Here is a 24,196-nt window from a genome sequence, read left to right as displayed (position 1 = left end):
ATAATTATTTAGAACCAGCAATAACAATGACTGTATCGTCAGATACTTTAGCAATATCTTGGATACTGGTTTTTGTTGTTGTTTCAAAATTCAAATAACTTGCTGATTTATTAAACCCATAGGTGCTAGCAAACTTTTCAGTGCTCATTTCATTACACTGTAGCTTTTCTGTCATAACCCGTTTGCTTAAGCGTAAATCACGCATTGTGTTTATTACGTTTAATGGTTTGTTTGAAGCAATTGCCATACACGCTTGAGTACCAACATTGTCATCTGCTGCTACAAATTGTGCGGCGTTTGTTTCTGTTGCTACTAATGAAGAACCTAAAATTAATGCTGTACCGAGTGCTGTTGTTAACGTATTCATCTTTCTCTCCAGTTGTTTGTCCATGTGACACGTCATATGTGCTACCTCGCTTTGGATACTGCACACTTCCTATTTGCTGGGCACAGTTAAAGTATGCGCTAACCGAGAGTAATTGCTGTTAATGAAAATCGACAAGTTGTAAGTAAGTATGTAGATGTGAACAACAAAAAATAACCGCTTGATAAGGTATATTTTTAAGTGTGAACTTTGACACAATTCGAGAAATATTTTTCTATTTTTATTATTAAAAAATCTTTATTGGCTAGTATTAAAGGTTTGGTTTTTACGTAATGGTTACATTTACGTTTTAACTCTACATTTTTTAGTCGCGCTATTTAAAGTATAAGGAGTACCAGTGGCCACGAAATTAGCAGACTATTATCAACAAGCTTATGCATCTGAATCAAAACATTTTAATCAATGCTTCTATTGCGGTTGTGAAGCCACTGAGCGAGATTTTTGCCCACCACTACATATGCTACAAAGCATTATAGATTTAGGTGAAGACGCAGAATTTATATCTATTCCAGCATGTTATGAATGTTTTGCGTTACTACATAACGAACGGATACTGACCATTGATGGGCGAGTGACAAAGCTTAAAAAGAAACTTTCAGCAAAATACGCTAAAGCGTTGAGAATTTATCACATGTGGCATGAAAGTGAGCTTCACGATATGAGTGATGAATTTGTACATAGCATTAAAGCAGGTATGAAGTTAGGTGCAGAGGCTGCAGAGCGGCTTGCATTTCAAGGTTATAGTTATGCAACAGAAGAGGCCAGTGTAACTATTCGTCAAAAGCGTGCCGAATTTGATGTGCAAGGCAAAGTCTTTTATGACTTTAAAGACGCGCTAAATTACTGCATTAACGATTTGAACGTAGACAGAACAGAATTCTATAAGCTGGTGGTTGAAGATTATAACGGTGATTTTAATCGTGCTTTAAGCCAATATCGCCATCGCCACGAGAAGGTAACAGCAGCAAACGATGCTGATTCACTGATCAAAAGTTTTGCGAAGCAGCATAAACAAAATTCAGACTTTGTAACTCGCACTGTGAAGCATTTTATTAACAAAGATCCGAGTTTAACTACCGAAGGTGCTTTAGAGCAGCTATATAACAATTACATTAAAAAATAGAGCAAAACAAAACAGGTAATTCGTCCCAATAAACTGCTACTTGCCTCGTTTGTTCGCATTGAAATTAACATTTGGTTAAAGTGGTTCAATAATAAAAAGGAGAAACAACATAATGCAAAAATTTGCTCCATCCGTATTGGTCATGGCGCTTGGTGTCGCGTTAGCGGGATGCCAAGACAATGGCCCTCAAGATCCAAAAGTAACTATAAATAAAAACCCATACCCAAGCACCTATAAGCCTCTTGCATCACAAAGCACATTGATCACAAATGCAACAGTACTAACTGGCACAGGTGAGCGCTTAGATGATGCAGATGTTTTCTTTGTTGATGGCAAAGTACAGCAAGTTGGTAAAGATTTATCAGTTCAAGCTGATAAAACGATTGATGCACAAGGCAAATGGGTAACACCAGGTATTATTGATGTGCATTCACATCTAGGAGCATATCCAACACCATCGGTGGCATCTCACCAAGATGGTAACGAAATGACAAGCCCTGTTACAGCTGAAGTGTGGGTTGAACACTCTGTCTGGCCACAGGACCCAGGTTTTAATCGTGCTCGTGAAGGGGGCATTACGTCTTTACAAATTCTACCAGGTTCTGCAAACCTGATTGGTGGTCGTGGCGTAACGCTTAAAAATATTCCTTCTCATACGATGCAAGGGATGAAGTTTCCTGATGCACCATATGGTTTAAAAATGGCATGTGGTGAAAACCCAAAACGTGTTTATGGTAGTAAAGGTGTTTTACCATCAACGCGTATGGGTAATATGGCCGGCTATCGTACAGCTTGGATAGAAGCAGCAGAATATAAGCGTCAATGGGAAAAATACGAGAGCGATTATGCTGCGGGTAAAAATCCCGAAGTACCGCATCGTGATATCAAGCTTGATACCTTAGCGGGTGTTCTTGATGGCGAGATACTCATTCATAACCACTGCTACAAGGCAGAGGAAATGGCTATGATGATCGATCTTGGTAAAGAATTTGGCTATCACTCAGGTACATTCCATCATGGTGTTGAAGCTTATAAGATTGCTGATCTATTAGCTGAAAATGGCAACTGTGCAGCACTTTGGCCAGATTGGTGGGGCTTTAAAATGGAAGCCTACGACATGGTTCAAGAGAACGTAGCAATTGTTGATGCAGTTAAAAATTCATGTGCAGTGGTTCACTCAGATTCCGACACAACAATTCAGCGTCTAAACCAAGAAGCAGGGAAAGTTATGTACCGTGCGAATGATGTTGGTTATAACATTTCTGAACAACATGCAATCAAGTGGATCACATCAAACGCTGCGAAATCACTAGGTATTGATGACAAAACAGGTTCACTAGAAGCGGGTAAACAAGCTGATGTGGTTATTTGGAATCAAAACCCATTCAGTGTTTATGCGAAAGCTGAACAAGTGTTTATTGATGGTGCCAAAGTTTATGATCGTAATGATGATAAATATCAAGCACAAAGCGATTTCATGCTAGGTCAAAAATAGGAGTAACATTGATGACAAAATTAACTCAATCATTAAAACTGTCTCTCGTTGCTGCTAGCCTGGTCTCGGCAACTGCGAGTGCTGCATCTGTAGCGATTGTTAATGCAACACTGCACACGTCAACAGAACAAGGCGTTCTAGAAGGCGCGAGCGTCGTTATTGACGAAGGTAAAATTGTTGCAATCAACCCTGCATCTATTGATGCTGATACAACTATTGATGCAAAAGGTCAAATTGTAACCGCTGGTTTTATTGGCACAATGAATCAATTAGGTTTAGTGGAAGTGGGTGCTGTTGCTGGCTCTCGTGATGGTGGGGATGATAAAGCAGGAATTGATTTCGATCCTAGCCTTGCATTTAACCCGCGTAGTAGCTTAATTCCTTATGCACGTAAAGGCGGCATTACTCAGGATCTAATCGTACCAAACGGTGGTGAAAGTATCTTTGCAGGTCTTGCCTCTGTTGTTGATTTATCTGGTAGCTTTGACAGCGTAAATAAAAAGCAAGTTGCACTTGTTGTTCACTTAGGTGAAAAGAGCAAAGGTTCCCGTGCTATGTCGATGAAAACACTTATCGACAAGTTAGAAGGTCAAAAGTCAGCCAAAAAGGATGACAAAAAAGACGACAAAAAAGAGCCTTCGACTGAACAAAAAGTGTTAGATGCAGTGCTAGCTGGCGAAATGCCTCTTATTGCAAGCGTGCAGCGCGCATCAGACATCTATGAACTTGTTAAGTTAAAACAAAGCTATGGCATTAATTTAGTGATTCATGGTGGTGATGATGCGGTTGTTGTGGCTGATACGCTAGCTAAAGCTAATGTACCTGTGATCATCAGTTCAATGGCTAACTTACCGGGTAGCTTTGATTCATTACATGCAAACCTTGCTAACGCAGGTAAGCTTGAAAAAGCCGGTGTAAAAGTCATTATTGGTGTAGCGGGCGATTCTAGCCACAATGTATACCAGTTACGCTTTGATGCGGGTAATGCTGTATCTTATGGTATGAGCCAGCAAGGTGCACTAAGCGCTGTTACAAGTAACATTGCTGATGTATTTGGTTTAAACTCAGGCGCAATTGCGACGGGTAAACGTGCCAATCTTGTAATGTGGTCTGCAGATCCATTTGAGCTTAATTCACACGTCAGTAAAATGTGGATCAACGGTGAAGAGGTTTCAACCGAAGCGCGTCAAGATAAACTACGTGAACGTTATACAACTGATTCAGCGATGCCACGTGCTTATACAAAATAAGCGCACGAGCACTTAGAGAAAAGGCCGCGATTGCGGCCTTTTTTGTATTTAAAGTGTTTAAATTACCAAGTTTACAAGCTTATAGAGGCTTAGCCCGAATATCAGCAATAATACAGGCACAATCACAAGGTTAACTAACATCGAGTTGGTATGCTTTTTCATTACAGATTTTTGATTCACTAACCAAACAAGGTAACAAGTAACAATAGGTAATAATAAACCATTGGCAGCTTGCGCGAAGATGATCACCGCAACAGGATCAAGCCCTAGCGATGCGACAAAAGCACCAAAAAGCAAAATAACAATAGCGACAAGCTTAAACCGTGTATCGCTCATTTGTGTTGACCAGCCAAGCATACCACATACCGCATAAGCACCTGCGAGTGGGGCGGTGATGGCACTTGTAAGGCCTGCGGCACACAAACCGATAGCAAAGAAATAATGAGCCATACCCCCAAGCAGAGGCTCAAGTTGCACGGCCATATTAGCAGCTGATATTTTACCTGCGTCAGTCCCGTAAAATGCCACTGAGGCCGTTGATAAAATGGCTAAAGTGATTATGCCACCTAAAGTAATTGAAATACCGGTATCAAGGTTCGTTTCTTTAATAACTTTATCGATGTCTTGTGAGCTATCGTGTTTTTCAGCAAGTACCCCTGAATGTAAAAACAGGTTATAGGGAACGATAGTTGTACCAATTAAGGCAAGCACGGTGGTGAGAGAATCATCAGGTAGACTAGGTATAAAACCCTTCATAACTTGGCCAAGAGGCGGTGCCGCCATTACCAGTGTTGAAATAAACACCAAGCTCATTAAAACAACTAAAACAATCAGTGCAGTTTCAATTACTTTATGTTTACCTGTGTATAATAATGCAGCACTTAATAGCGCAATAAGTGGTGTCCAGATCAATGGGTTTATTGATGGGATAATTTCTTGTAACCCCATACTTGCACCAGTCAAATTTCCCGCCTCGTAAGCTGCACTACCAATACCAATCGCACTGATCACTAATATCGCAGCAAGGGCTTTAAAGATCGGTGTTTGAATAGTGGTTCTAAGTGCAGTTGCTAAATCTTGACCAGTAGCCACACCAAGACGAGCAGCCATTGATTGCAACAAAATAGTCGCTATAACAGAGAATAATAACGTCCAAATAAGAGCAAAGCCAAAATTAGCACCTGCAACACTTGCAGTGGTGATTGTACCTGGGCCAATAAAAGCGGCGGTGACAAGAAGTCCGGGACCTAAACGCATGACAAAACCTTTTATTATTATTTTTAGTGCATTAACAGTTTAAACAAAGCAGATCTTAAGGGTATAGAGAGTATTTGCAAGGGTAAAGTAAAAGAGATGAGTCGTTTAGCGTTAGTGTGTTGAACTTATAACTATTCCACACTGTAATTTTTATACACTTTACGTAGTAATGGCACAGCATGTTTAGCTTTTAAATATGCTTAATTATTATAAATCAGGCAGTTATATTAACTGGAGTATTGGTTGGATTATTGCAAGGTATAAGTATATTTGTTATCAGCAAAAGGAAATAAAATGCCTGAACTCACTTTTTCAGCTTACGCGGCTGTGTATGTTTATCTAATTATGTTGACTATTCAGTGGATAGTTGCGGCTGTGACTAAAGCAAAACAACCCAATGCGGTGCCAGGTAAACTCGACAGTTCCTTAAGTCATGATAGCTTTGTGTTTCGCGCGCATCGCACCTTTATGAATAGCCTAGAGAATAGCCCATTATTTTTAGCCACTGTGTTTTTAGGTTTTTTTCTTAACTTGAATAGCATGGCATTTGCTTTGTGTATCTGGATTTATGTAGCTGCGAGGCTTATCCATATGATTCTGTATTATGCGATAGCAACAGAAAAGAACCCAAGTCCACGCAGCTATTTCTTTTTGATTGCAGCAATGGCTAACATGGTGATGTTGTTATTAATAGGCTTACGTTTATTGTAAAAGTGTGGTGAGGTATTGTGATTCAATGCCTCACCTGAGATTTATTTAAATTGACAAAGTCACTATTCGATATTTATTAAAACACTGCTAATTTCTGTGTCATATTGAACAGTGATCAATACCGTTCCTAATGTATTTGAGGTACTTGTAACTCTGTAGCCGGCTTGAGCTGTGCCCGCATTCACTAATTTAGTCGTTACTAGGTTACTGTTATTAATACTCCAATTAGCAAATTCAGTTACATTTAAAGATGATTGATTTGAGCTGTAGTTAGCGAACAATTTGAGTTCAATCGTTCCTAAAGGAGAAATTGAATACTCGCTAGAGCCATCATTAATTTCTAAAGAATCAAGTTCAGCATCACCTTCAATTTGTACTGTTGTAATCTTTTGCTTAGTACCACAATCGGCTAACAGTTGCGTGGTACCAGGTTTAAGTGCAAGAAAACTAGCTGTCGAATCACTATCGTCAATACTTTTTGGTGTTAAACCAATAAAGTTACTGTTGATTGCTGACCACTTGATACTTGAGCTAATGTCTTCGGTTTGCTCTGAATTGCCATTTTGATATACCGCTTTGGCAGCAAGTTGGATTCGATCTCCAACACTGATGTTTAACTCATTGTCTTGTTCAGAATTAAACGACACATTAATTTCTTTTAAATTGCTAGGATCTGCAACAACAGATAATTGATCGGTAACATTGCCAATTGCAGCTGTAATTACAGTGCTTTCAACAGCTGCAGCAGATGTATATACAAAGCCTTGCTGATTGATTTTGGCAGTTGTATTTTCATCGACACTTAGGTTTATATCTCTCAAGCTATTTAATGCAGTATATCCATCAACGTAGGTTATATCGGCCGATACTCTCCCAGGCGTGCATGTATTGATAGAGCCTGTTGCAGGAATGACTTGTTTTAAATTAATTGATTCTGCCGCCACATCTGCAATAGATATTTGTTTTTCATCACTAATATCATTTATAGTCGTCGCGGATATAGTAATTAACCCTTGGCTAGATGGCGAATTTTTTAGAGCAGTTAACAAGCCATTACTATTGATTTTAGCAATACTCTCGTCACTTGTTTTCCAGGTTATTTCATTGGTTACGTCTCTAGATTCACCATTTGAATCTATACCTGTTACTTTCAATTGATGGGTGTCACCTTCTTTTAAACGAACTTGGTAGTTTTCAATACTAAGTGACTCAATGATAGTGCCTTCTTGGCGTAACTTTTCAAGTTCAACTTCTTTTGCTAACTGAGTTGAGTCAGTTTCAGATCCGCAACCCAAAATAGCGCTAACAATTAAAGAGATACTGAAAAGTTTTGATACGTTCAACTGCGTGTTCATGAAAATCCTTGCGATTAGCTATTTAAAAATGGTAAGTAAGGCCAAGTGTTACACCACTGATTTCTACGTCGTCTCCTTTAAATAAAGATTGGTAGGCTAATCTCACTTGTGTATTTTTGATATAAGGTATCTGCTGGTGAACTGCCACTCCCCATGCAAAGCCATCATAATTATAATTTGTGGGGAGCTTTTCTGATGCTGAATTAACGATCATTTCGTTTTTTGCATAGCCTAATGAGATATCAAGTCCAAAGCCTTTAACCACATCAGATTGCATAACAAAAAAGAGTGCGGCGCTTTTTTCAAGTTCAAACTCTAAATTGTAAATATTGTCGTCATCACTTGATATTAAGTACTGTGCCTCAAATGCCATATTATTGTTGCTGGCGCCTGCTCTTAAGAAGGTAGCAGTTGGTTTAGCACTTTCACTACTAATTTCAATATCACTGAGCATATAGTCAGCACCTAGATAGTACGTATCTGCCTTAGTCTGAAAACTAGCTGCAAATATAAAAAGCAAAATATACTTTTTCATAATTTAATTTCTTGTGTTTATATTAGGGTCGATACTAGCGTTTAGTATTAGTGGAATCAAGCAGCGTACTTGTTAATTTACATACAACTGGTTGAATTATATTTGAAACTGTAAATAACTAGCTTGCAGATACAAGTACCAGTTCGCTAGTTAAATACAGCAAAAACTAAGTTACTCAACACCAATAAAACCACCGGTTTGATGTGACCACAGGGCAGCGTAGATGCCACCTTGTGAAATTAATTGTTGGTGAGAACCTTGTTCAACCACGCCACCTTCATCAAGTACGATGAGTCTATCCATTTGTGCAATTGTTGATAAGCGATGCGCAATTGCTATAACCGTTTTACCCGTCATTAAATCGTCTAAGCTGGTTTGAATTGCCGCTTCTACCTCTGAATCAAGGGCACTAGTTGCTTCATCTAATATCAAAATTGGAGCATCTTTTAGAAGGACTCGTGCAATAGCAATACGCTGTCGCTGACCACCTGAAAGCTTCACACCTCGCTCACCGACTTGTGCAGCAAAGCCTTTATTACCTTTGCTATCTTCTAAGTCTTCGATGAACTCAAGTGCCTTAGCTTGCTTTGCAGCAGCGAGCATTTCTTCTTCAGTTGCATCTGGCCTGCCATAAAGAATGTTGTCTTTTACAGAGCGATGTAACAGCGAGGTATCTTGCGTCACCATCGCAATATGTTTACGTAAACTTTCTTGGCTTACATCAGCGATGTTTTGACCATCAATACGAATAGTGCCCGAGTCAACATCATAAAAGCGCAGTAATAAGTTCACTAAGGTCGACTTACCAGCGCCAGAACGACCCACTAAACCAATTTTTTCACCTGGTTTTATATCAAGGTTTAAGCCATTGATAACAGGGCCGCGATGGGTTTCGTTAGCTGCTTTACCATAGTTAAATTGTACATTCTCAAAGCTTATCGACCCTTTATCAACGTTAAGGGTGCTCGCATCTGTTTTATCATCTACTTCAATCGGCGTTGATAGGGTTTTCATACCATCAGCAACAGTACCAATGTTTTCAAACAGGCTACTGATCTCCCACATGATCCATTGTGCCATACCGTTTAATCTAAGAGATAAACTCACTGCAATAGCGATAGCCCCAACACTGATGGCACTAATAGACCACAGATACAATGACAAAGCGGCAATGCTAAATACCAGCAAATAATTAAGAGTATTGATAGAAAAGTTCAAGCTGGTAACTAAACGCATCTGCTTATATACCGGCTGTAAAAACACATCCATGCTGTCTTTTGCGTATTGCTCTTCACGCTGCGTATACGAGAATAATTTGATTGTTGAAATGTTAGTATAACTATCAACCACACGTCCGGTCATTTCTGAACGCGCATCTGCCTGCGAGCTGGCTACTTTTTTGAGTTTGGGTACAAAATACATCTGAATTGCAGCATAAAGGACTAACCAAACTAACAATGGCAGCATCAAACGCCAGTCAGATTCAGCGACTAAAAATACCATGGCACCAAAGTAGACTACGATATACATTAGTACATCGAGCAGTTTCATCACTGACTCACGAACGGCTAATGAGGTCTGCATGACTTTTGTCGCAATACGACCGGCAAATTCATTTTGATAAAAGCTAACACTTTGACGAAGCAAATAACGGTGCGCTAGCCAACGGATAGACATAGGGTAGTTACCCAGTAGCGCTTGATGTAACACTGCTGAGTGAAAAAATACAACTATGGGCAATACTACCAGCAGCACAATTGCCATTTTTGTAAGCTCAGCCTGCTGCTCAACAAAAAGGGTATCAGGGGTGTATTGACCGAGCCAATCAACTAATTGCCCCATATAACTAAAAAGCGAGACTTCTAAAATAGCAAGTGCAGCTGCGCTTAAAGACATCAGTAGCAATGAGAGTTCCATGCCACGGGTATAATGACGACAAAATGCAAATAAGCTATTAGGTGGTTGAGATGGTTGCTCTTTCGGAAACGGATTAGTCATCCGTTCAAATAAACGATACATAGACGACGCTTTTTAAAAATCAAAGTAGTACTACTATATCATTTGAGTGGTTTTTTAGCAGTTCATTTAGCTCAAAAACTCCGATCAAAATCTATCCTCTATTCAGTTATTTACATCTTCTGTGAGAAGTGAAAATATAATAAGAAAAAGGAATTAATTATGAAAAAGTTGCTCTTTACACTTTCGCTTGTTATTAGCTTACCACTTTGTGCTTATCAAACCGAAACCCATACATTTAAGGGTAAACAAACCGCCATTGAGAAACCCGTTACGGTAACGTTACCGGATGGCTATCAAGAATCTAATAATTACAATGTTATTTATGTATTACATGGCTATAGCGGCAACCATACTGATTGGACAAAACTAACAGATATCGAAAAACTTGCCGATCAATATAACGTCATTATCGTTAATCCTGATGGAAACTTCGGCTCTTGGTATCTCGATTCTGACATCGACAAAAGTTCGCAATACGAAACTTACATCGCTGAAGATTTAGTCAATTATATAGACACAACCTATTCGACCAATCGGTCTAAAAGTGGCCGTGCAATAACAGGTTTATCGATGGGGGGATTTGGTGCTTTGCATATTGCCATTAATAACCAAACTCGTTTTGCCGCAGTATCGGGAATCTCGGCAGGTGTTGATGTAAGACCGTTTAGTGCTGAATTTGGCCTTGCAAAAGTATTGGGTGGCTATGCCGATAATCAAGAAAAGTGGGATAACATTGCCATTATTAATAACTTACATAAAATAGCTGCAGGTAACACAGCGTGGAAAAAAGGCGCTGATACTCTCGCTATCATGCTCGATATAGGTGTAGATGACTTCTTTGTAGAGCAAAACCGAGCGCTGCACCAAGCTATGCTTAAGCTGCGAATTCGTCACGATTACATAGAGCGTCCGGGTTCTCACGATTGGCATTACTGGAATAAAGTAATCCCTTATCAGTTTCTGTTTTTAACAACACATATGGGGCAATAAGATGATGTTGCAACGACTGCTGTTTTTAATGGCGCTTAGCTTTTTTGGATTTATTGGTTGGGTAATTTATTTAGCAAATACGGGGCAAAAATCACTGCTTTTTGATTTAGTTGCTGCAATTCCTTATGGCGATAAACTGGGCCATTTTTGCCTGTTTGGTTTGCTGACTTTATTCATTAACCTTGCGTTTAAATTTAAAACTATCAAACTTGTTGGACATGAAATTTATTTAGCGGTGCTCATTGTTTCCACGTTCGTTGTATTAGAAGAATTTAGTCAATATTTTGTGGCAACACGTACTTTAGATGTTTTCGATTTAATTGCAGATTTCTTAGGGATTGCTGTATTTAGCGCAATATCACTTTGGCTTAGTAAAAAGTTATACCCAGTTAAGCCCTAAACTTTCAGTCACTTGCTTGGTTTCGTCTATACTTATTGCAAAGCAAACAATTTAGTCGCGTATGAACCAAGAAACATCGGAATATTTATCTGATATTATCACTCTCTTATTAGATGCTGTTTGTGTTGTAGACTCGAAAGGTACTTTGCTTTTTGCAAATCCAGCCTTTGAATCTATTTTCGGATACGCACCAGAAGAGGCTATTAATAGACAGATGCTCGACTTTGTTTATCCAGAAGACAGAGCAAAAACAATTCAGGCTATCAACAAAATAGTGTCTAGCAATGATGATCCACGTTTTGAAAATCGTTGGGTAAGAAAAGATGGCAGAATAGTCCATGTTTTGTGGTCAGTTTATTGGTCAAAAGAAAAACAAGTCAGAGTGGCAATCGCTTATGACATTACTGAGCAAAAAAAATTAGAACAAAAATTAATTTATATGGCAGGCCATGACTCACTTACCGATTTACCTAACCGTCATTATCTGACCACACAATTAGAAGAATCTTTGTCAATTGCGAATACCATTTCAACAGTAATAGGCGTGTTATTTATTGATATTGATGGCTTTAAGCAAGTTAATGATATCCATGGTCATGGAGCGGGCGATAAGCTGTTAAAAACAATTGCCATGCGTATTCGCCATGTATTGAAAAAAGGTGACTCAGTAGGCCGTTTAGGTGGAGATGAATTTGTCGTGGTATTGAAAAGCGTTAAGAATAAAAATGACGTGATAGAAGCCGTTGATAAGTTAAAAGCAGAAATCTGTAAACCACTTATCTATAATGATGCAGAGCTTATTTACTCGCCAAGTATTGGTGCTGTGTTATTTCCAGAACATTATGGCGATGCAGAGTATTTAATTCAGTGCGCTGACAAAGCCATGTATAACGCAAAGTACGCGGGTGGCAATCAGGTGGTGTTTTATAATGATACGATGACATTACCAGGTACAAAATCATAGTGTCACTTACAACTGAGCAGTTACCTTCAATTCCTACGATTCTTACTTATTTTAAACTTCACAGCACCTAGACAAAAGATAAACTCAGATTATTCAACCTAATAATTTGTTTTCTAACTCATAACTATTGCGTGAAATGAAATATTAGTTAGCCTTGAATTATTCATTGAAGGAGTGAAACTATGTTAAAGCGTAAAATAATAACAACAACGGGTGCTTTGTTTAGCTCATCGCTGTTTTTGGTCTCGGCAGCTCAAGCCACAACACCTCAATATAAAGATCAACAAGCTTTGCATGATATTGCAAATGCAGTTTCAAAAACGCGTATAGAGCAAGATATACAAACGCTGGTTGATTTTGGCACTCGCCATACTCTTTCTGAGACGAAATCAGATACACGTGGTATTGGTGCAGCAAGACGTTGGATCAAGTCTGAATTTGAGGCGATTTCTAAAGCGTGCGGAAATTGCCTAGAAATCATCGAAGTAAAAGACACTATTTCCGGTGAAAAGCGTATTCCAAACCCGGTAGAGGTTGTCAATATTGTGGCTATTCAGCGCGGTCAAGTTGATGCGAACCGAATGGTTATGATGTCGGGTGATATTGACTCGAGAGTGTCTGATGTAATGGACTATACCTCAGATGCGCCAGGGGCTAATGATAATGCATCTGGTGTGGCTGGCGTGCTGGAATCTGCGCGTGTTTTATCAAAGTATAAATTTAATGGCTCAATTGTTTATGCAGCTTTATCTGGTGAAGAGCAAGGCTTATTTGGCGGTAAAATTTTAGCTAAATATGCACAAGAGCATAATTGGCGTGTTCATGGTGTTTTAAACAACGACATGATTGGTAATTCAACCGGCATTAATGGGGTAACAGATAACACAACTGCACGTATCTTCTCTGAAGGCACTCGCGTTATTGAAACCAAAGAGCAAGCCCATAAACGCCGTTTTACCGGTGGTGAGGTTGATTCTGCAAGTCGTAACCTTGCGCGTTACATAGATACAATCGCAGATCGCTACATTGAAAATCTGGATACCATGTTGGTATATCGACTCGATCGTTTTGGTCGAGGAGGGCATCACCGTCCATTTAACGATGTTGGCTTTGCAGCTGTGCGTATAATGGAAACCAACGAAAATTATAACCAACAACACCAAGACTTACGTGCTGAAAATGGTATTACCTACGGTGACACCATTGATCATGTTGATTTTGCCTATGCAGCGAAATTAACGTCACTAAATGCAGTGACGATGGCATCAATGGCATGGGCGCCTGCACCACCAACAGGGGTCAGTATTTCAGGTGCTGTAAAGCCAAGTACAACCTTGGCGTGGCATGAAAGTGATGACCCAACTGTGGTTAGTTATAAAATCTATTGGCGTTATACCAGTGAGCCACAATGGCAATTTAGTCGTGATGTTGGCAAAGTCACCGAAGCAACACTGAAAAATATTGTTATCGATAACTACTATTTTGGTGTTGCTGCTGTGAACAAAGATGGAATTGAATCACCGGTTGTATTTCCTGGTGATGTTGGTGCATTTGAATGGCCAGACAAATCACCTAAATAGCAATCGTTAAGTCATAGCGGACACCACCGAGTTCGCTATGGGCTGCCGTTATACGCCAATTATGGGCTTCGACAATTTGTTTTACTATCGCAAGCCCAATCCCTGACCCTGATTGTTTAACTGTATTTAAGTCTGGCACTCTATAAAGGTGGTCAAAAATCTTTGTTAAACTTTCATCGCTCACGCCAGGGGCTGAATCTTCATAGCGGATCAATAGCTGTGTTTGGCTTTGGCTAATCGTTAAATTAATCTTACCGGGCTGATGCGTGTACTTAAGCGAATTACTGATTAAGTTTGCAAATAACTGTGAAAGCCTTGTTGCATCACACTCTAATGTTAATTCATCGGCTATGTTTTGTGTGAATCCCACTTCAAATTGATCCAGCTGGATCACCATATCTGCGTGTAAACTTTGGAAATATTCAGCAGCATTAATTGCTGTTAGCTTGAGCTGAAAACTACTTTGTTCTAAAAGAGAGATTTTATTTAAATCAGCAACTAAGGTCGCCATGTCGGTGATTTTTTGGTTGAGCTTTTCGTAGGTAAGCTCATTAAATTGAGTAAGACCAGCTTGCAGAGTTTCAAGGTGTAAGCGCAACCCTGTTAATGGACCACTTAGTTCGTGGGCAACTTGTGATAATAACTTACTACGTTGGCTGATTTGTTTATCTAGATAATTCCGGCGTTGTTCAATCAGTTGTTTTCTTTGTTTTACTCTTAATAATGCGATGCCCATTACAGCTAAAAGCAAGCTAAATAATAAAATGCTGTATAAGATTGTTTGACGCTGTGAGGCTATGGCTTGGCTTTTTTCATGGTCTTGCAGTTTTAAATTTTGAATGGCCAAATCTCGGTCGCGAATAGCAATTGAGTTTTGTAACTCTGCTAAACGTTGATTGTAGTTGTTATGGGCAAAGTTTTTTTCAAGCTCCGTGATAGTGCGTTGATACGACAATGCTTGTTGATAATCAGCTTGCTGTTGTGCAACTGTAATTAGATGTTCAAGGGCAAGGATCTGCTTTTGCAGCCTATTTTTTTGATTACTTAATTGAAAGGCTTGTTGTGCATAATGTTTAGCTTGTTTAAGCTCAGTCGAGCCAATGTATAGTTTTGCTAATGTAAGTAACACATCAGTATATAAGTGATCGTCTTCTTTCAGTTCAGTGATTACTTGTTTTTCAATTGCTAATGCTTGATCAGCTTTATCAATTTCAAGCAAATTTATTGCAATATTATGCTTAGCCCAAGCGGTATTTCTTGTGCTGTTATAACTAGCAAATACTTGCTGAGCATCTTGTGCGTATTCAAGTGCTTTAGTGTAATTGTGTAGCCCATATTCGCATTGTGATAACTTAACTAAGCTATGTCCGATATCTGAAAGTGACCCCGTTTGTCTATCAAAACTAAGCGCTGTAATAAACTCGCTCTTTGCTTTTTCGTATTGGCCTAAATCTAAATAACTTTGAGCAATCGAATAGGTTATGCCTGCTTGTAATGAAATAGACGGTGACATCTGCTGAACTAGCTCACGGCGTTTTAGTTTATACTCCAGAGCAAGCGTTAACCGGTCTAACTGCTCAAGATTACGTGAGTAACCATGGTAGAGCATTTCTTTTTGCTTTAAGGTTAATTCGCGATTGTTGTCGTGAATATAAACCTCAAGCAAGTTCAAGGCGGCTTGATACTCACCAGCATTATGATAGGCACTGACAAGGCTCGCCACGGCGTCAATTTCATAATCGCTAAGTTGCAAACGCTGAAATAGCGCGACATTTTGTTGAGATAACGAAATTGCGGTTTCTAAGTCACTTTTTCTGTAGGCCAGTCGTGCTTTAGCAAGATACAACTCGCTGTATATAGGGGAGTCGTTTTTGTATTTTGGGCCTGCTTCAAGCTCATCTATTATTGTTTGCGCCTGCTGAAACTGCCCCAGCTGTATATGAACGTGAATTAATCTAACGTTAAAACTGATTCTTTCTGCAAGGCTTGCCGATTCTAAAAGTTGTTTATCGATACTTAATAAATACTCATATCGTTTTTGGTAATCACTGATTGCTCTGGCTTCGTCAATATGGTTTTGCAATGATGATGCAAAAGCACAGTTCATTGATAAGGCAAAATACAGAAAAACAGCGGCTTTAAGTTTCATAGTAGGGTTTATTATTTTTTTAAATCCCAACTAGTCTAGCATGTCATACTTTTAAATGGGAATGATTTGCTTTTATAGCTAAAAGGAATTGCATTATGCAATTATTCTTCTCGCAACTTGCGAATAATATTGGCTAGATTTTTATAACGCATTGTTAAAAGGCTATTTATTTTTTGGAATGGTTGCTGCTTTAAGTAATTACACACCCAAAGGAGAGTGTAATTATGAAAATTAACATGTTCATTTACTTAACAGCGGCACTTGCTAACGGCTTGGTAAGTGCAGCACCATTTGAGCAGTGTCCAAGTAAAGCATTTTTAATTCAGGGTTCGCCCGCACAGATGTATGGTGTTGATTTAGTATCTGCGAAAACGACAGTGCTTGCAGCAGCAATGGATTTTGCAAGCGAAGCTAATAACGACAGTGTTAATGCGGTGGGCTTTAATTACCAAGACCAATACATGTATGGTTTTAGTAAGCAAGCCCCTAAAAGTGTGGTACGCATAAATAACCAATACATGTTAGAGCGTTTAAATGTAAGCGGCTTACCAGATACGAACTTTTATGTGGGTGATATTTTAGTTGATGAGCAGCAAAACAAGGCTGTGTATTACTTATATCATCCGCGCTTTGGCCTTTACGCCATTAATTTAACAGCACAAAATGAACAATACCAAGCTGAATTAATTCCAGGCTCTGCTAATTGGAATCTCACTATTTATGACTTTGCATTTCATCCGCACAGTACTCTTCTTTACGCTGTTGAATCAAACGGCGACTTATATGAGATCAACGTTGAAAATGGTGGCCCTGTTTTTATTACAAATCTCGATATTGCAGGTGATACAGGCGCCAATGGCGCAGCTTACTTTGATTTGCAAGGGCAGTTTTATTTTAGTAACAATCGAAGCGGTAAAGTCCATAGGGTTAATTTAAACATCAGCCCTGTGTCGGGTTATACACCAACTGCGTCTGTGTTTACATTGGGCCCTACATCTAACCAAAATGATGGGGCACGTTGTGCTATAGCAGAGGTAAAAGTTACAGATAACTCGATTGATTTTGGTGATGCGCCTAGACCTTATCAAACAACGTTAGAAGATAGCGGTGCAAGACACTTGTTCGATCCTAATGAAGACCAATCTAACCTTGTTTATCTCGGCGCAAGTGTTGATGGAGAAAACCTAAACACTGCCAGTGATCTTCTCCAGTCATCAGTAGATAGCTCTGACGATGGGGTCAAGTTTGTGACTGATTTTGTTGCCGGCTCAACAAGCCAAATTATTGTCACATCACCAAATGATAATGGCTATTTATATGCTTGGTTTGATTGGGACCAAAATTACCAGTTTGATGCAGACGAAATCACAGTGAGTAAATACCGCCTTAATCAAGGGGATAACAGTGTTCTTGTTGATGTACCAAGTAATGCTGTTATGGGGGCAACATGGGCACGTTTTCGGGTTACAGACGGTAGCGAAGCAAATCCAATAACTGCAACAGGTGGGGTTACAGGCGGAGAAGTTGAAGACTATCCCATTAATACCTACGGTAGTCTTGCTTACCCAAGTGAGAATGGCTGGGTAACTCTGGCTTATGAAGACCAATGGCCCTTCGCTGGTGATTATGACTTTAATGATTTGGTTATGAATTACCGTACAAAGTTGATTGATAAAGATGGACAAGCGCTTGGTTATAAAATTGAAGGAGATCTTGTAGGAATAGGTGCCACTTTTCACAACGGGTTTGCAGTTCGCCTTTATCAATCTAGCCCCAGTGGTATAAACAAACGCATTTTACGCAGTCAAATAGACCAAGCATCAATCAGTTTAATCATTAATGGCGAACAGCAAACACATACGATCCTTGAAGAAGGAACAGAAGACGCAATTTTTATTGTGATGCCAGACACATGGGCCTATGCAAGTAAAGACTCTAGCTGTAGTTTTTTCAGAACAGAAGCGGGTTGTAACATTAATAATAAAGTTAGCTTCACTTTAAGTGTGTCATTAAATACTTATATAGCGAGTGTTGATGCACCTAAATATACACTGGACCCATTTATTTTTGCGGCAGAAGGTCATTACCACGGTACTTTTTTAGATGGCTTGAATCCTCGCGGATGGGAAGTGCATATTAAAAACCAACCGCCGACAGAAAAATTTAATCAAAGCTTGTTTTCTTTAGTAGGCAGTGATGATGCAACTAATACTCAGTTTGGGTATTACTTCCAAACGCCATCTGGATTACCTTGGGCCATTGAAGTGGGGTCGTCATGGGCGCACCCAAAAGAAAGTGTTGATATAACCCAAGCCTATAGTGAGTTCCAAACATTTGCTGAATCTGATGGCAGAGAAAGTCCAATGTGGTTTAACAATGCAACAACATCTAAAGTGATTTCGGGAGCACAGTAGCCATGAAACATCTATTAATTACAATGATTTGTTTAATTCTTACAGCGTGTGGTGGAGGCGGTGAAGGTGATGCTGTTAATGAAAACTCAAATACTTTGGCAACATCGGCAACAACCGCCACTACAGAAAACGAAACAGCAACTGAAACAACAGTACAAACGGATACAATGACTGATTTAACTATTTCTCCAACGTTTGATTTGTCTAGTAAAGTGTTACTTTATGTTGATGTTGATATAAATATGGGCAATCCACGTGCGTATATAAATATCTGTCTTAAAGGTGAGGATAACAAAGCGGATTACTCCGAATGTTTGTTACGCTCTTCACTTGTCGAGAGTAAGTTGAATTCGGATATTATGCTTGCAAACTCAGCGGTTGAGCTAGTGGCTGAGATATGGTTTTACGATGGCCAGCATGAACCAATGCGCTATTTTTGGCACTTTGATGCTTCGCAAGAGTCTCAACGGTTTGCGATTCGTTAAACTAAGTGATCGTTTAAGGCTGTTTAGAAGTTTAATAGTAATTAAGTGAATACAATATTTTCAATAGCTTGAGGAGTTAATATGCAATATCTACAAGATGTACTTAACCAAGTAAAGGAAGCAAATGCAAACGAACCTGAGTTTTTCCAAGCTGTAGAAGAGGTATTTCACTCGCTAGAACAGGTTGTGCAAGACGGGTCCGATTTTCAAAAACAGGCAATATTAGAGCGATTAGTTGAACCTGAAAGGCAAATTATTTTTCGAGTACCTTGGCATGATGATAAGGGCAACCTTAGAGTAAACCGTGGGTATCGAGTCGAATTTAGTTCATCACTTGGCCCCTACAAAGGCGGTTTGCGATTTCATCCAAGCGTGAATCTGAGTGTCATTAAGTTCTTAGGTTTTGAGCAAGTTCTTAAAAATGCACTAACAGGGTTACCTTTAGGTGGAGCGAAGGGTGGCTCAGACTTTGATCCTAAAGGTAAAAGCGACAATGAGATCATGCGCTTTTGTCAGTCATTTATGACTGAGCTTTACCGTCACATTGGCGAAAATACAGATGTACCAGCCGGTGATATCGGGGTTGCTGGTCGGGAGATTGGTTACTTATTTGGCCAGTACAAACGAATCACCAATCAGTTTCAAGGTGTGTTGACAGGCAAACCTGAAATAATGGCGGGATCTGCTTTGCGAACAGAAGCGACTGGCTACGGAGTAGCGTATTTTTTAAGTGCTATGCTTGATGCCAAAAATGACTCATTACGTGGTAAACGTTGTTTAGTATCAGGCGCTGGTAATGTGGCGCTCTATTTAATGGAAAAACTAGCGCAGCATGACGCGGTTGTGCTTACCTGTAGTGATTCGCAAGGCACCCTATACTGCAAAGATGGATTAGATGTTGAGTTAGTCAAACACCTAAAACAAGAAAAAGGTGCGAAGCTTCGTGATTATTTAAATGAACACCCAGATGCTGAATTTACCCCTGTAAATCAGTACCCGAGTGATGCCCATCAAGTGTGGCAATATGAGGCTGATATTGCTTTACCATGTGCAACACAGAACGAAATAACTCAAAAGGATGCAAAAGCACTTGTTTCAAACGGCTGTATGACCGTGTGTGAGGGCGCTAACATGCCAACGACTGCAGACGCACTTGCTGTCTTTAAAGAGCATGATGTTTACCTAGGGCCGAGTAAGGCTGCAAACGCTGGTGGAGTTGCGACCAGCCAATTTGAAATGGCTCAGAATGCCAGTATGCAGAAATGGCGCCCACAGCAGGTCGATGAAAAACTTCAACAAGTTATGAAAGAAATTTTTGATCGAGTATCATCAACTGCAAAACAATACGACCATGAAGGTGATTTATTGTTAGGGGCTAATGTTTCAGGGTTTGAACGTGTTTCACAGGCTATGATCAAACAAGGCGCTGTTTGATATCACACACTGCTAGCGCAAACCTTAAAATAGCTAACCATAACTCCACCAAATAGTTGATTGGGCGTTAGAGCTCAATAGTACTGCAAATAAGTTAAATTGAATTAAACGAGTTAAAGCTCAGCATGGCTGAGCTTTAATACTGAATGCTTACGAAAATGCGTTTTCTTTAAGAAGCTCTTGCATTTGCTCGCGCATTTTAAATTTCTGCAATTTACCAGTTACAGTCATAGGGTATTCTTCAACGAAGCGAATGTGCTTTGGTACTTTAAAATAGGCCAGCTTATCTTGTAGGAAATCACGTATAGCATTTTCATCAAGCACTGCGTCATCTTTAGGTTGGATCCACGCACAAACTTCTTCTCCATACTTTTCATCACTTATACCAAAAATAGCGGCATCTTGAATACCCGGGTAACTATAAAGCACTTCTTCTATTTCGCGAGGGTATATATTCTCACCGCCACGGATGATCATATCTTTAATACGACCAACAATAGCAACAAAGCCTTCTTCATCCATTACACCTAAATCACCGGAGTGTAACCAACCTTCGTTATCTATGGTGGCATTGGTTTTCTCTTCATCATTCCAATAACATCGCATAATGCCTGCACCACGGCTGCAAACTTCACCAGGAACACCGATTTGTTGAATATCCCCAACTTCATTAATAATTTTAACTTCTGTATGTGCTAGTGCACGCCCTACAGTCGTCACTTGCTTTTCAAGAGGTGAGTCAGTTTCAGTTACATTGTTGATAGGGCTACACTCAGTTTGACCATAGCCTATTACTACTTCTTGCATATGCATTAATGAGTGAACTTTACGCATCACTTGTTCTGGACATGTCGAACCGGCCATGACGCCTGTTCGTAAGCTTGAAAGGTCATAACTGCTAAACTCTTTTAGTTCAAGTTCAGCGATAAACATGGTAGGAACACCATGTAAACCCGTGCAGCGCTCTTTTTCTACTACCTCTAGTGTTGTTTTAGGGTCAAAAGAATCTCCTGGGAAAACAGCTGTAGCCCCTTTACTTATACAAACCAAGTTGCCTAGTACCATACCAAAGCAATGGTACAAGGGCACGGGGATACACAACTTATCTTGATGAGTAAGCTTCATCGCTTCGGCCATTAAAAAGCCATTATTTAGAATGTTCTTATGGGATAAAGTGGCTCCCTTGGGGTTACCCGTGGTACCTGAAGTAAATTGAATATTGATATCCTGATCGCAATGCAAAGTGGCAGCGATAGCATCAAGCTCAAGTTTATGGGCTTCTGTAGGGCGTTCCATTACATCAGTAAAGCTATACATACCAGGAGATTTTTTGTCGCCAATTCGAATAATATTTTTTAAATGCGGTAATTTTTTTAGGTTTAATCCATCTGCAGGTAAATGGCTTAATTCAGGTGCAAGTTCATTAAGCATTTCAATATAGTTACTAGACTTAAATTGACTTGCAGTTATCAACGTTGAACATTCAACACTATTTAACGCGTACTCTAATTCACTCGGACGGTAAGCGGGGTTAATACAGACCATAATGGCACCAATTTTCGCTGTTGCGAATTGGGTTAGACACCACTCAATATTATTTGGTGACCAAATACCAACTCTGTCTCCAGGTTTAACCCCTAATGATAATAACCCCATTGCTAATTGGTTAATTTGTTGTTGGTATTCTTTGTAGGTAAGACGAATATGTTGATGATGAACCACAATAGCAGGGTGGTCAGGGTAATTGTCGACAATATTATCAAGATACTGACCAATAGTCTGTTCGATTAAGGGTACATCGGTGCAACCTTTAAAATAGCTTTTCGAAAGTGGAAGATTATTGTTTGGTGTGTTCTTTGTCTGCATTGTTTTCTCCGTGTCCGGCTAGTTAGTTGTCATGGACTTGATGCAATGCGTAATGAGGTAATCAAAAACTTGATTCTCAAAACGTGCGTTCGTATCTAACTAAACACAGATTGTCGACAAAGAAAAGTTTTTTAAGACTAATGTATATGTTGGTTTTTTATGAGTAATACTTAATGGGCAATAAAAAACGTGCCGTAGCACGTTTTATTGGAAGTTATTGTTCGTCTTGTTTGTAGGTTTTGCGCATAAGGTAAACGTAGGCGCTAATAAAAGCATTTTCTTGAAATTTCTTTAACCCAGTATCTTCGAAATCAATAGGAATTGGATTACGTTTAAGTTGCTCTTTAATTGTCGTTGCACTAAAAATTTGTACATCTAACTCGTCAATAAGCTGAATAGCAGTTTCCATTTTAAACCCTTTAGCACTGCCAGCAAATTTCCCTTTTGGTTGACGCTCTTTAATTGCAACAGAGTCAATTTGGTAATCTTGCATCAACTTCCTAAAATCAAACTGAAACTTACGCATTACTTCAGTGTCATTGCCATCACCTAAAGTGAAGCGTGTTTGTCTGACATCACGGATATCAAATACGTCATTGTCTTTGGTTAAAATACACAGTAGTACATCACTACCCGTAATTTCTACACCGCATGTTCTCATGGTCATTCTCTAAATAACTTAATTTGCGCGATTATAGCAAGTAACGTCATGAAAAACAGTTGCTTTAAAAATGAATTTTTATAGCAATTGCGCTGTGGTCACTGACACTGATGTCTTCAGTTGATTGTGTAGGGGTTAAATGCGCTGCATAGCTTTCATATTCCAGCAGTTTAACCTTAGACATCTGGCAGTCAGGATTAAAGTGAGCAGAGGCCAATATATAATCAAGTACATTCCCTTTACCATGAAAGTAATGACTAAACGGTTTTTCTTGTTGCTGATGAAATGATGCACTGAACTCATAGCTATCTGTTAACCCAACAACGGGTTCATTGTGCTCAATGCAAGGTTCACAGCGGGTAGGGTGAAAGCCTTGTGTCATAAACGAAAGGGTTGGGCTGGTAAGTGAATCATTAAAATCCCCCATTACTAGCGTGGCGCATTGCTTTTCTCGTTGAGTTTTTAAGGCATCATAGTAAACAATCGATGCCTCTAGTGAACGAGATATCTGTGATTGCATAGCCCCAACTGTTTGGTGTAGTAGTTGTAAAAGTGGATCTTCAAGATTATGAATATTTAATATATGTGCCATAGACTGCACACGTTGTGATTTAAAATGCACAACATAACAGCATACATCGCCAAACTCAGGGAATGAAAACAAGCATTTTATTGGAGTACGGTTAAATTTAAATTCATTTTGATTATTTAAGTACTCAAGCATCTCTGGGCATGGGCTTAATGCTTCAGCTTTTTTAAATGGAAACTTACTGGCGATTGCAACAATTGGGTTAAATAAAACTTGTGGGTATAGGGCATCTTGAGAAGGAGAATCCACAGTTTTAAAATAGTCGTAGCCCGCTTCTTTGCACTGTACCTCTAAAGCATGAGCACTAAACACTTCTTGAAAAGCAACAACATCGGCGTTTGTAGTTGATAAAAAGTCAGCGACAAATTGTTGTTTTTGTTGCCATTGAGTATTGTTGTAACGCTCGTGTAACTGATAAAAAGAATAGGGCGGCGCAGTATAATTTAGCAAGTTTAACGTAGCAAACTTGAGCGTATGCATGTGTGGCATTATGGTAACCTTCGAAGTACAGACCTCCTAATTATGAAATGAGTT

At 39.4% G+C, this 24,196-nt stretch carries 20 protein-coding genes; 11 read left to right on the top strand and 9 right to left on the bottom strand.

What is annotated here, in order from left to right:
* Positions 1-4 precede the first annotated feature (4 nt).
* On the bottom strand, positions 5-367 hold the full coding sequence (locus L1267_RS04170; RefSeq protein ID WP_135924370.1) for a DUF3718 domain-containing protein: 363 nt from the start codon (positions 365-367) through the stop codon (positions 5-7).
* 355 nt (positions 368-722) lie between these two features.
* Between L1267_RS04170 and L1267_RS04165 the strand changes: the two genes are divergently transcribed.
* From L1267_RS04165 to L1267_RS04155, 3 genes are all read left to right on the top strand, one after another.
* Positions 723-1,508, top strand: a complete 786-nt coding sequence (locus L1267_RS04165) for a hypothetical protein (RefSeq protein ID WP_235382180.1) — start codon at positions 723-725, stop codon at positions 1,506-1,508.
* Between the two features lie 112 nt (positions 1,509-1,620).
* A complete protein-coding gene (locus tag L1267_RS04160) occupies positions 1,621-3,003 on the top strand; it encodes an amidohydrolase (protein WP_135924372.1) in 1,383 nt (460 codons plus the stop codon).
* A gap of 11 nt (positions 3,004-3,014) precedes the next feature.
* The gene (locus tag L1267_RS04155; RefSeq protein WP_135924373.1) at positions 3,015-4,253 is read left to right on the top strand and encodes an amidohydrolase family protein; all 1,239 of its coding nucleotides are present in this window, start codon (positions 3,015-3,017) and stop codon (positions 4,251-4,253) included.
* Positions 4,254-4,310: 57 nt separating this feature from the next.
* On the opposite strand, the gene L1267_RS04150 is transcribed toward L1267_RS04155, so the two are convergent.
* On the bottom strand, positions 4,311-5,510 hold the full coding sequence (locus tag L1267_RS04150) for an Nramp family divalent metal transporter (RefSeq protein WP_235382179.1): 1,200 nt from the start codon (positions 5,508-5,510) through the stop codon (positions 4,311-4,313).
* Between the two features lie 294 nt (positions 5,511-5,804).
* On the opposite strand from L1267_RS04150, the gene L1267_RS04145 reads away from it, so the two are divergent.
* The gene (locus L1267_RS04145) at positions 5,805-6,221 is read left to right on the top strand and encodes an MAPEG family protein (protein ID WP_235382178.1); all 417 of its coding nucleotides are present in this window, start codon (positions 5,805-5,807) and stop codon (positions 6,219-6,221) included.
* A gap of 62 nt (positions 6,222-6,283) precedes the next feature.
* On the opposite strand, the gene L1267_RS04140 is transcribed toward L1267_RS04145, so the two are convergent.
* The 3 genes from L1267_RS04140 to L1267_RS04130 all read right to left on the bottom strand — a co-directional run bounded on the left by L1267_RS04140 (position 6,284) and on the right by L1267_RS04130 (position 10,130).
* Entirely contained in the window at positions 6,284-7,576 is a 1,293-nt protein-coding gene (locus L1267_RS04140; protein WP_235382177.1) for an Ig-like domain-containing protein, read from the bottom strand.
* A 22-nt stretch (positions 7,577-7,598) separates the two neighbouring features.
* Positions 7,599-8,111, bottom strand: coding sequence for a porin family protein (locus tag L1267_RS04135; RefSeq protein ID WP_235382176.1), 513 nt, complete (start codon positions 8,109-8,111; stop codon positions 7,599-7,601).
* A gap of 171 nt (positions 8,112-8,282) precedes the next feature.
* Positions 8,283-10,130: an ABC transporter ATP-binding protein gene (locus L1267_RS04130; RefSeq protein ID WP_138556876.1), complete on the bottom strand. Its 1,848-nt coding sequence runs from the start codon at positions 10,128-10,130 to the stop codon at positions 8,283-8,285.
* 159 nt (positions 10,131-10,289) lie between these two features.
* On the opposite strand from L1267_RS04130, the gene L1267_RS04125 reads away from it, so the two are divergent.
* The 4 genes from L1267_RS04125 (at position 10,290) to L1267_RS04110 (ending at position 14,064) form a co-directional block, all read left to right on the top strand.
* On the top strand, positions 10,290-11,120 hold the full coding sequence (locus tag L1267_RS04125) for an alpha/beta hydrolase (protein ID WP_135924379.1): 831 nt from the start codon (positions 10,290-10,292) through the stop codon (positions 11,118-11,120).
* Between the two features lies 1 nt (position 11,121).
* Positions 11,122-11,520, top strand: coding sequence for a VanZ family protein (locus L1267_RS04120; RefSeq protein ID WP_328247073.1), 399 nt, complete (start codon positions 11,122-11,124; stop codon positions 11,518-11,520).
* Between the two features lie 61 nt (positions 11,521-11,581).
* Entirely contained in the window at positions 11,582-12,484 is a 903-nt protein-coding gene (locus L1267_RS04115) for a sensor domain-containing diguanylate cyclase (protein WP_135924380.1), read from the top strand.
* Between the two features lie 182 nt (positions 12,485-12,666).
* A complete protein-coding gene (locus L1267_RS04110) occupies positions 12,667-14,064 on the top strand; it encodes a M28 family peptidase (protein WP_135924381.1) in 1,398 nt (465 codons plus the stop codon).
* On the opposite strand, the gene L1267_RS04105 is transcribed toward L1267_RS04110, so the two are convergent.
* Positions 14,057-16,213, bottom strand: coding sequence for an ATP-binding protein (locus L1267_RS04105; RefSeq protein ID WP_138556879.1), 2,157 nt, complete (start codon positions 16,211-16,213; stop codon positions 14,057-14,059). The two genes, L1267_RS04110 and L1267_RS04105, sit on opposite strands and share 8 nt — an antisense overlap.
* A 224-nt stretch (positions 16,214-16,437) precedes the next feature.
* Between L1267_RS04105 and L1267_RS04100 the strand changes: the two genes are divergently transcribed.
* From L1267_RS04100 to gdhA, 3 genes are all read left to right on the top strand, one after another.
* Positions 16,438-18,627, top strand: a complete 2,190-nt coding sequence (locus L1267_RS04100; RefSeq protein ID WP_235382175.1) for an LruC domain-containing protein — start codon at positions 16,438-16,440, stop codon at positions 18,625-18,627.
* A 2-nt stretch (positions 18,628-18,629) separates the two neighbouring features.
* Entirely contained in the window at positions 18,630-19,112 is a 483-nt protein-coding gene (locus L1267_RS04095; protein ID WP_199526550.1) for a hypothetical protein, read from the top strand.
* Between the two features lie 81 nt (positions 19,113-19,193).
* Positions 19,194-20,546 (top strand): NADP-specific glutamate dehydrogenase, encoded by a 1,353-nt coding sequence (gdhA, locus tag L1267_RS04090; RefSeq protein WP_235382174.1) that lies wholly within the window; start codon positions 19,194-19,196, stop codon positions 20,544-20,546.
* A 150-nt stretch (positions 20,547-20,696) separates the two neighbouring features.
* Here gdhA and L1267_RS04085 read toward each other — a convergent pair whose 3' ends face one another.
* The 3 genes from L1267_RS04085 to L1267_RS04075 all read right to left on the bottom strand — a co-directional run bounded on the left by L1267_RS04085 (position 20,697) and on the right by L1267_RS04075 (position 24,151).
* Positions 20,697-22,412, bottom strand: coding sequence for an AMP-binding protein (locus tag L1267_RS04085; RefSeq protein WP_235382173.1), 1,716 nt, complete (start codon positions 22,410-22,412; stop codon positions 20,697-20,699).
* 214 nt (positions 22,413-22,626) lie between these two features.
* A complete protein-coding gene (locus L1267_RS04080) occupies positions 22,627-23,073 on the bottom strand; it encodes a DUF3010 family protein (RefSeq protein ID WP_135924387.1) in 447 nt (148 codons plus the stop codon).
* Between the two features lie 64 nt (positions 23,074-23,137).
* Complete coding sequence (locus L1267_RS04075) at positions 23,138-24,151, bottom strand: endonuclease/exonuclease/phosphatase family protein (RefSeq protein WP_235382172.1); 1,014 nt, start codon at positions 24,149-24,151, stop codon at positions 23,138-23,140.
* Positions 24,152-24,196 lie beyond the last annotated feature (45 nt).

Source organism: Pseudoalteromonas sp. OFAV1 (genome assembly GCF_021532595.1).
GTDB lineage: Bacteria > Pseudomonadota > Gammaproteobacteria > Enterobacterales > Alteromonadaceae > Pseudoalteromonas > Pseudoalteromonas lipolytica_C.
The sequence above is the reverse complement of the archived record's forward strand: the minus strand, read 5'-3'. Positions and strand labels throughout refer to the sequence as shown.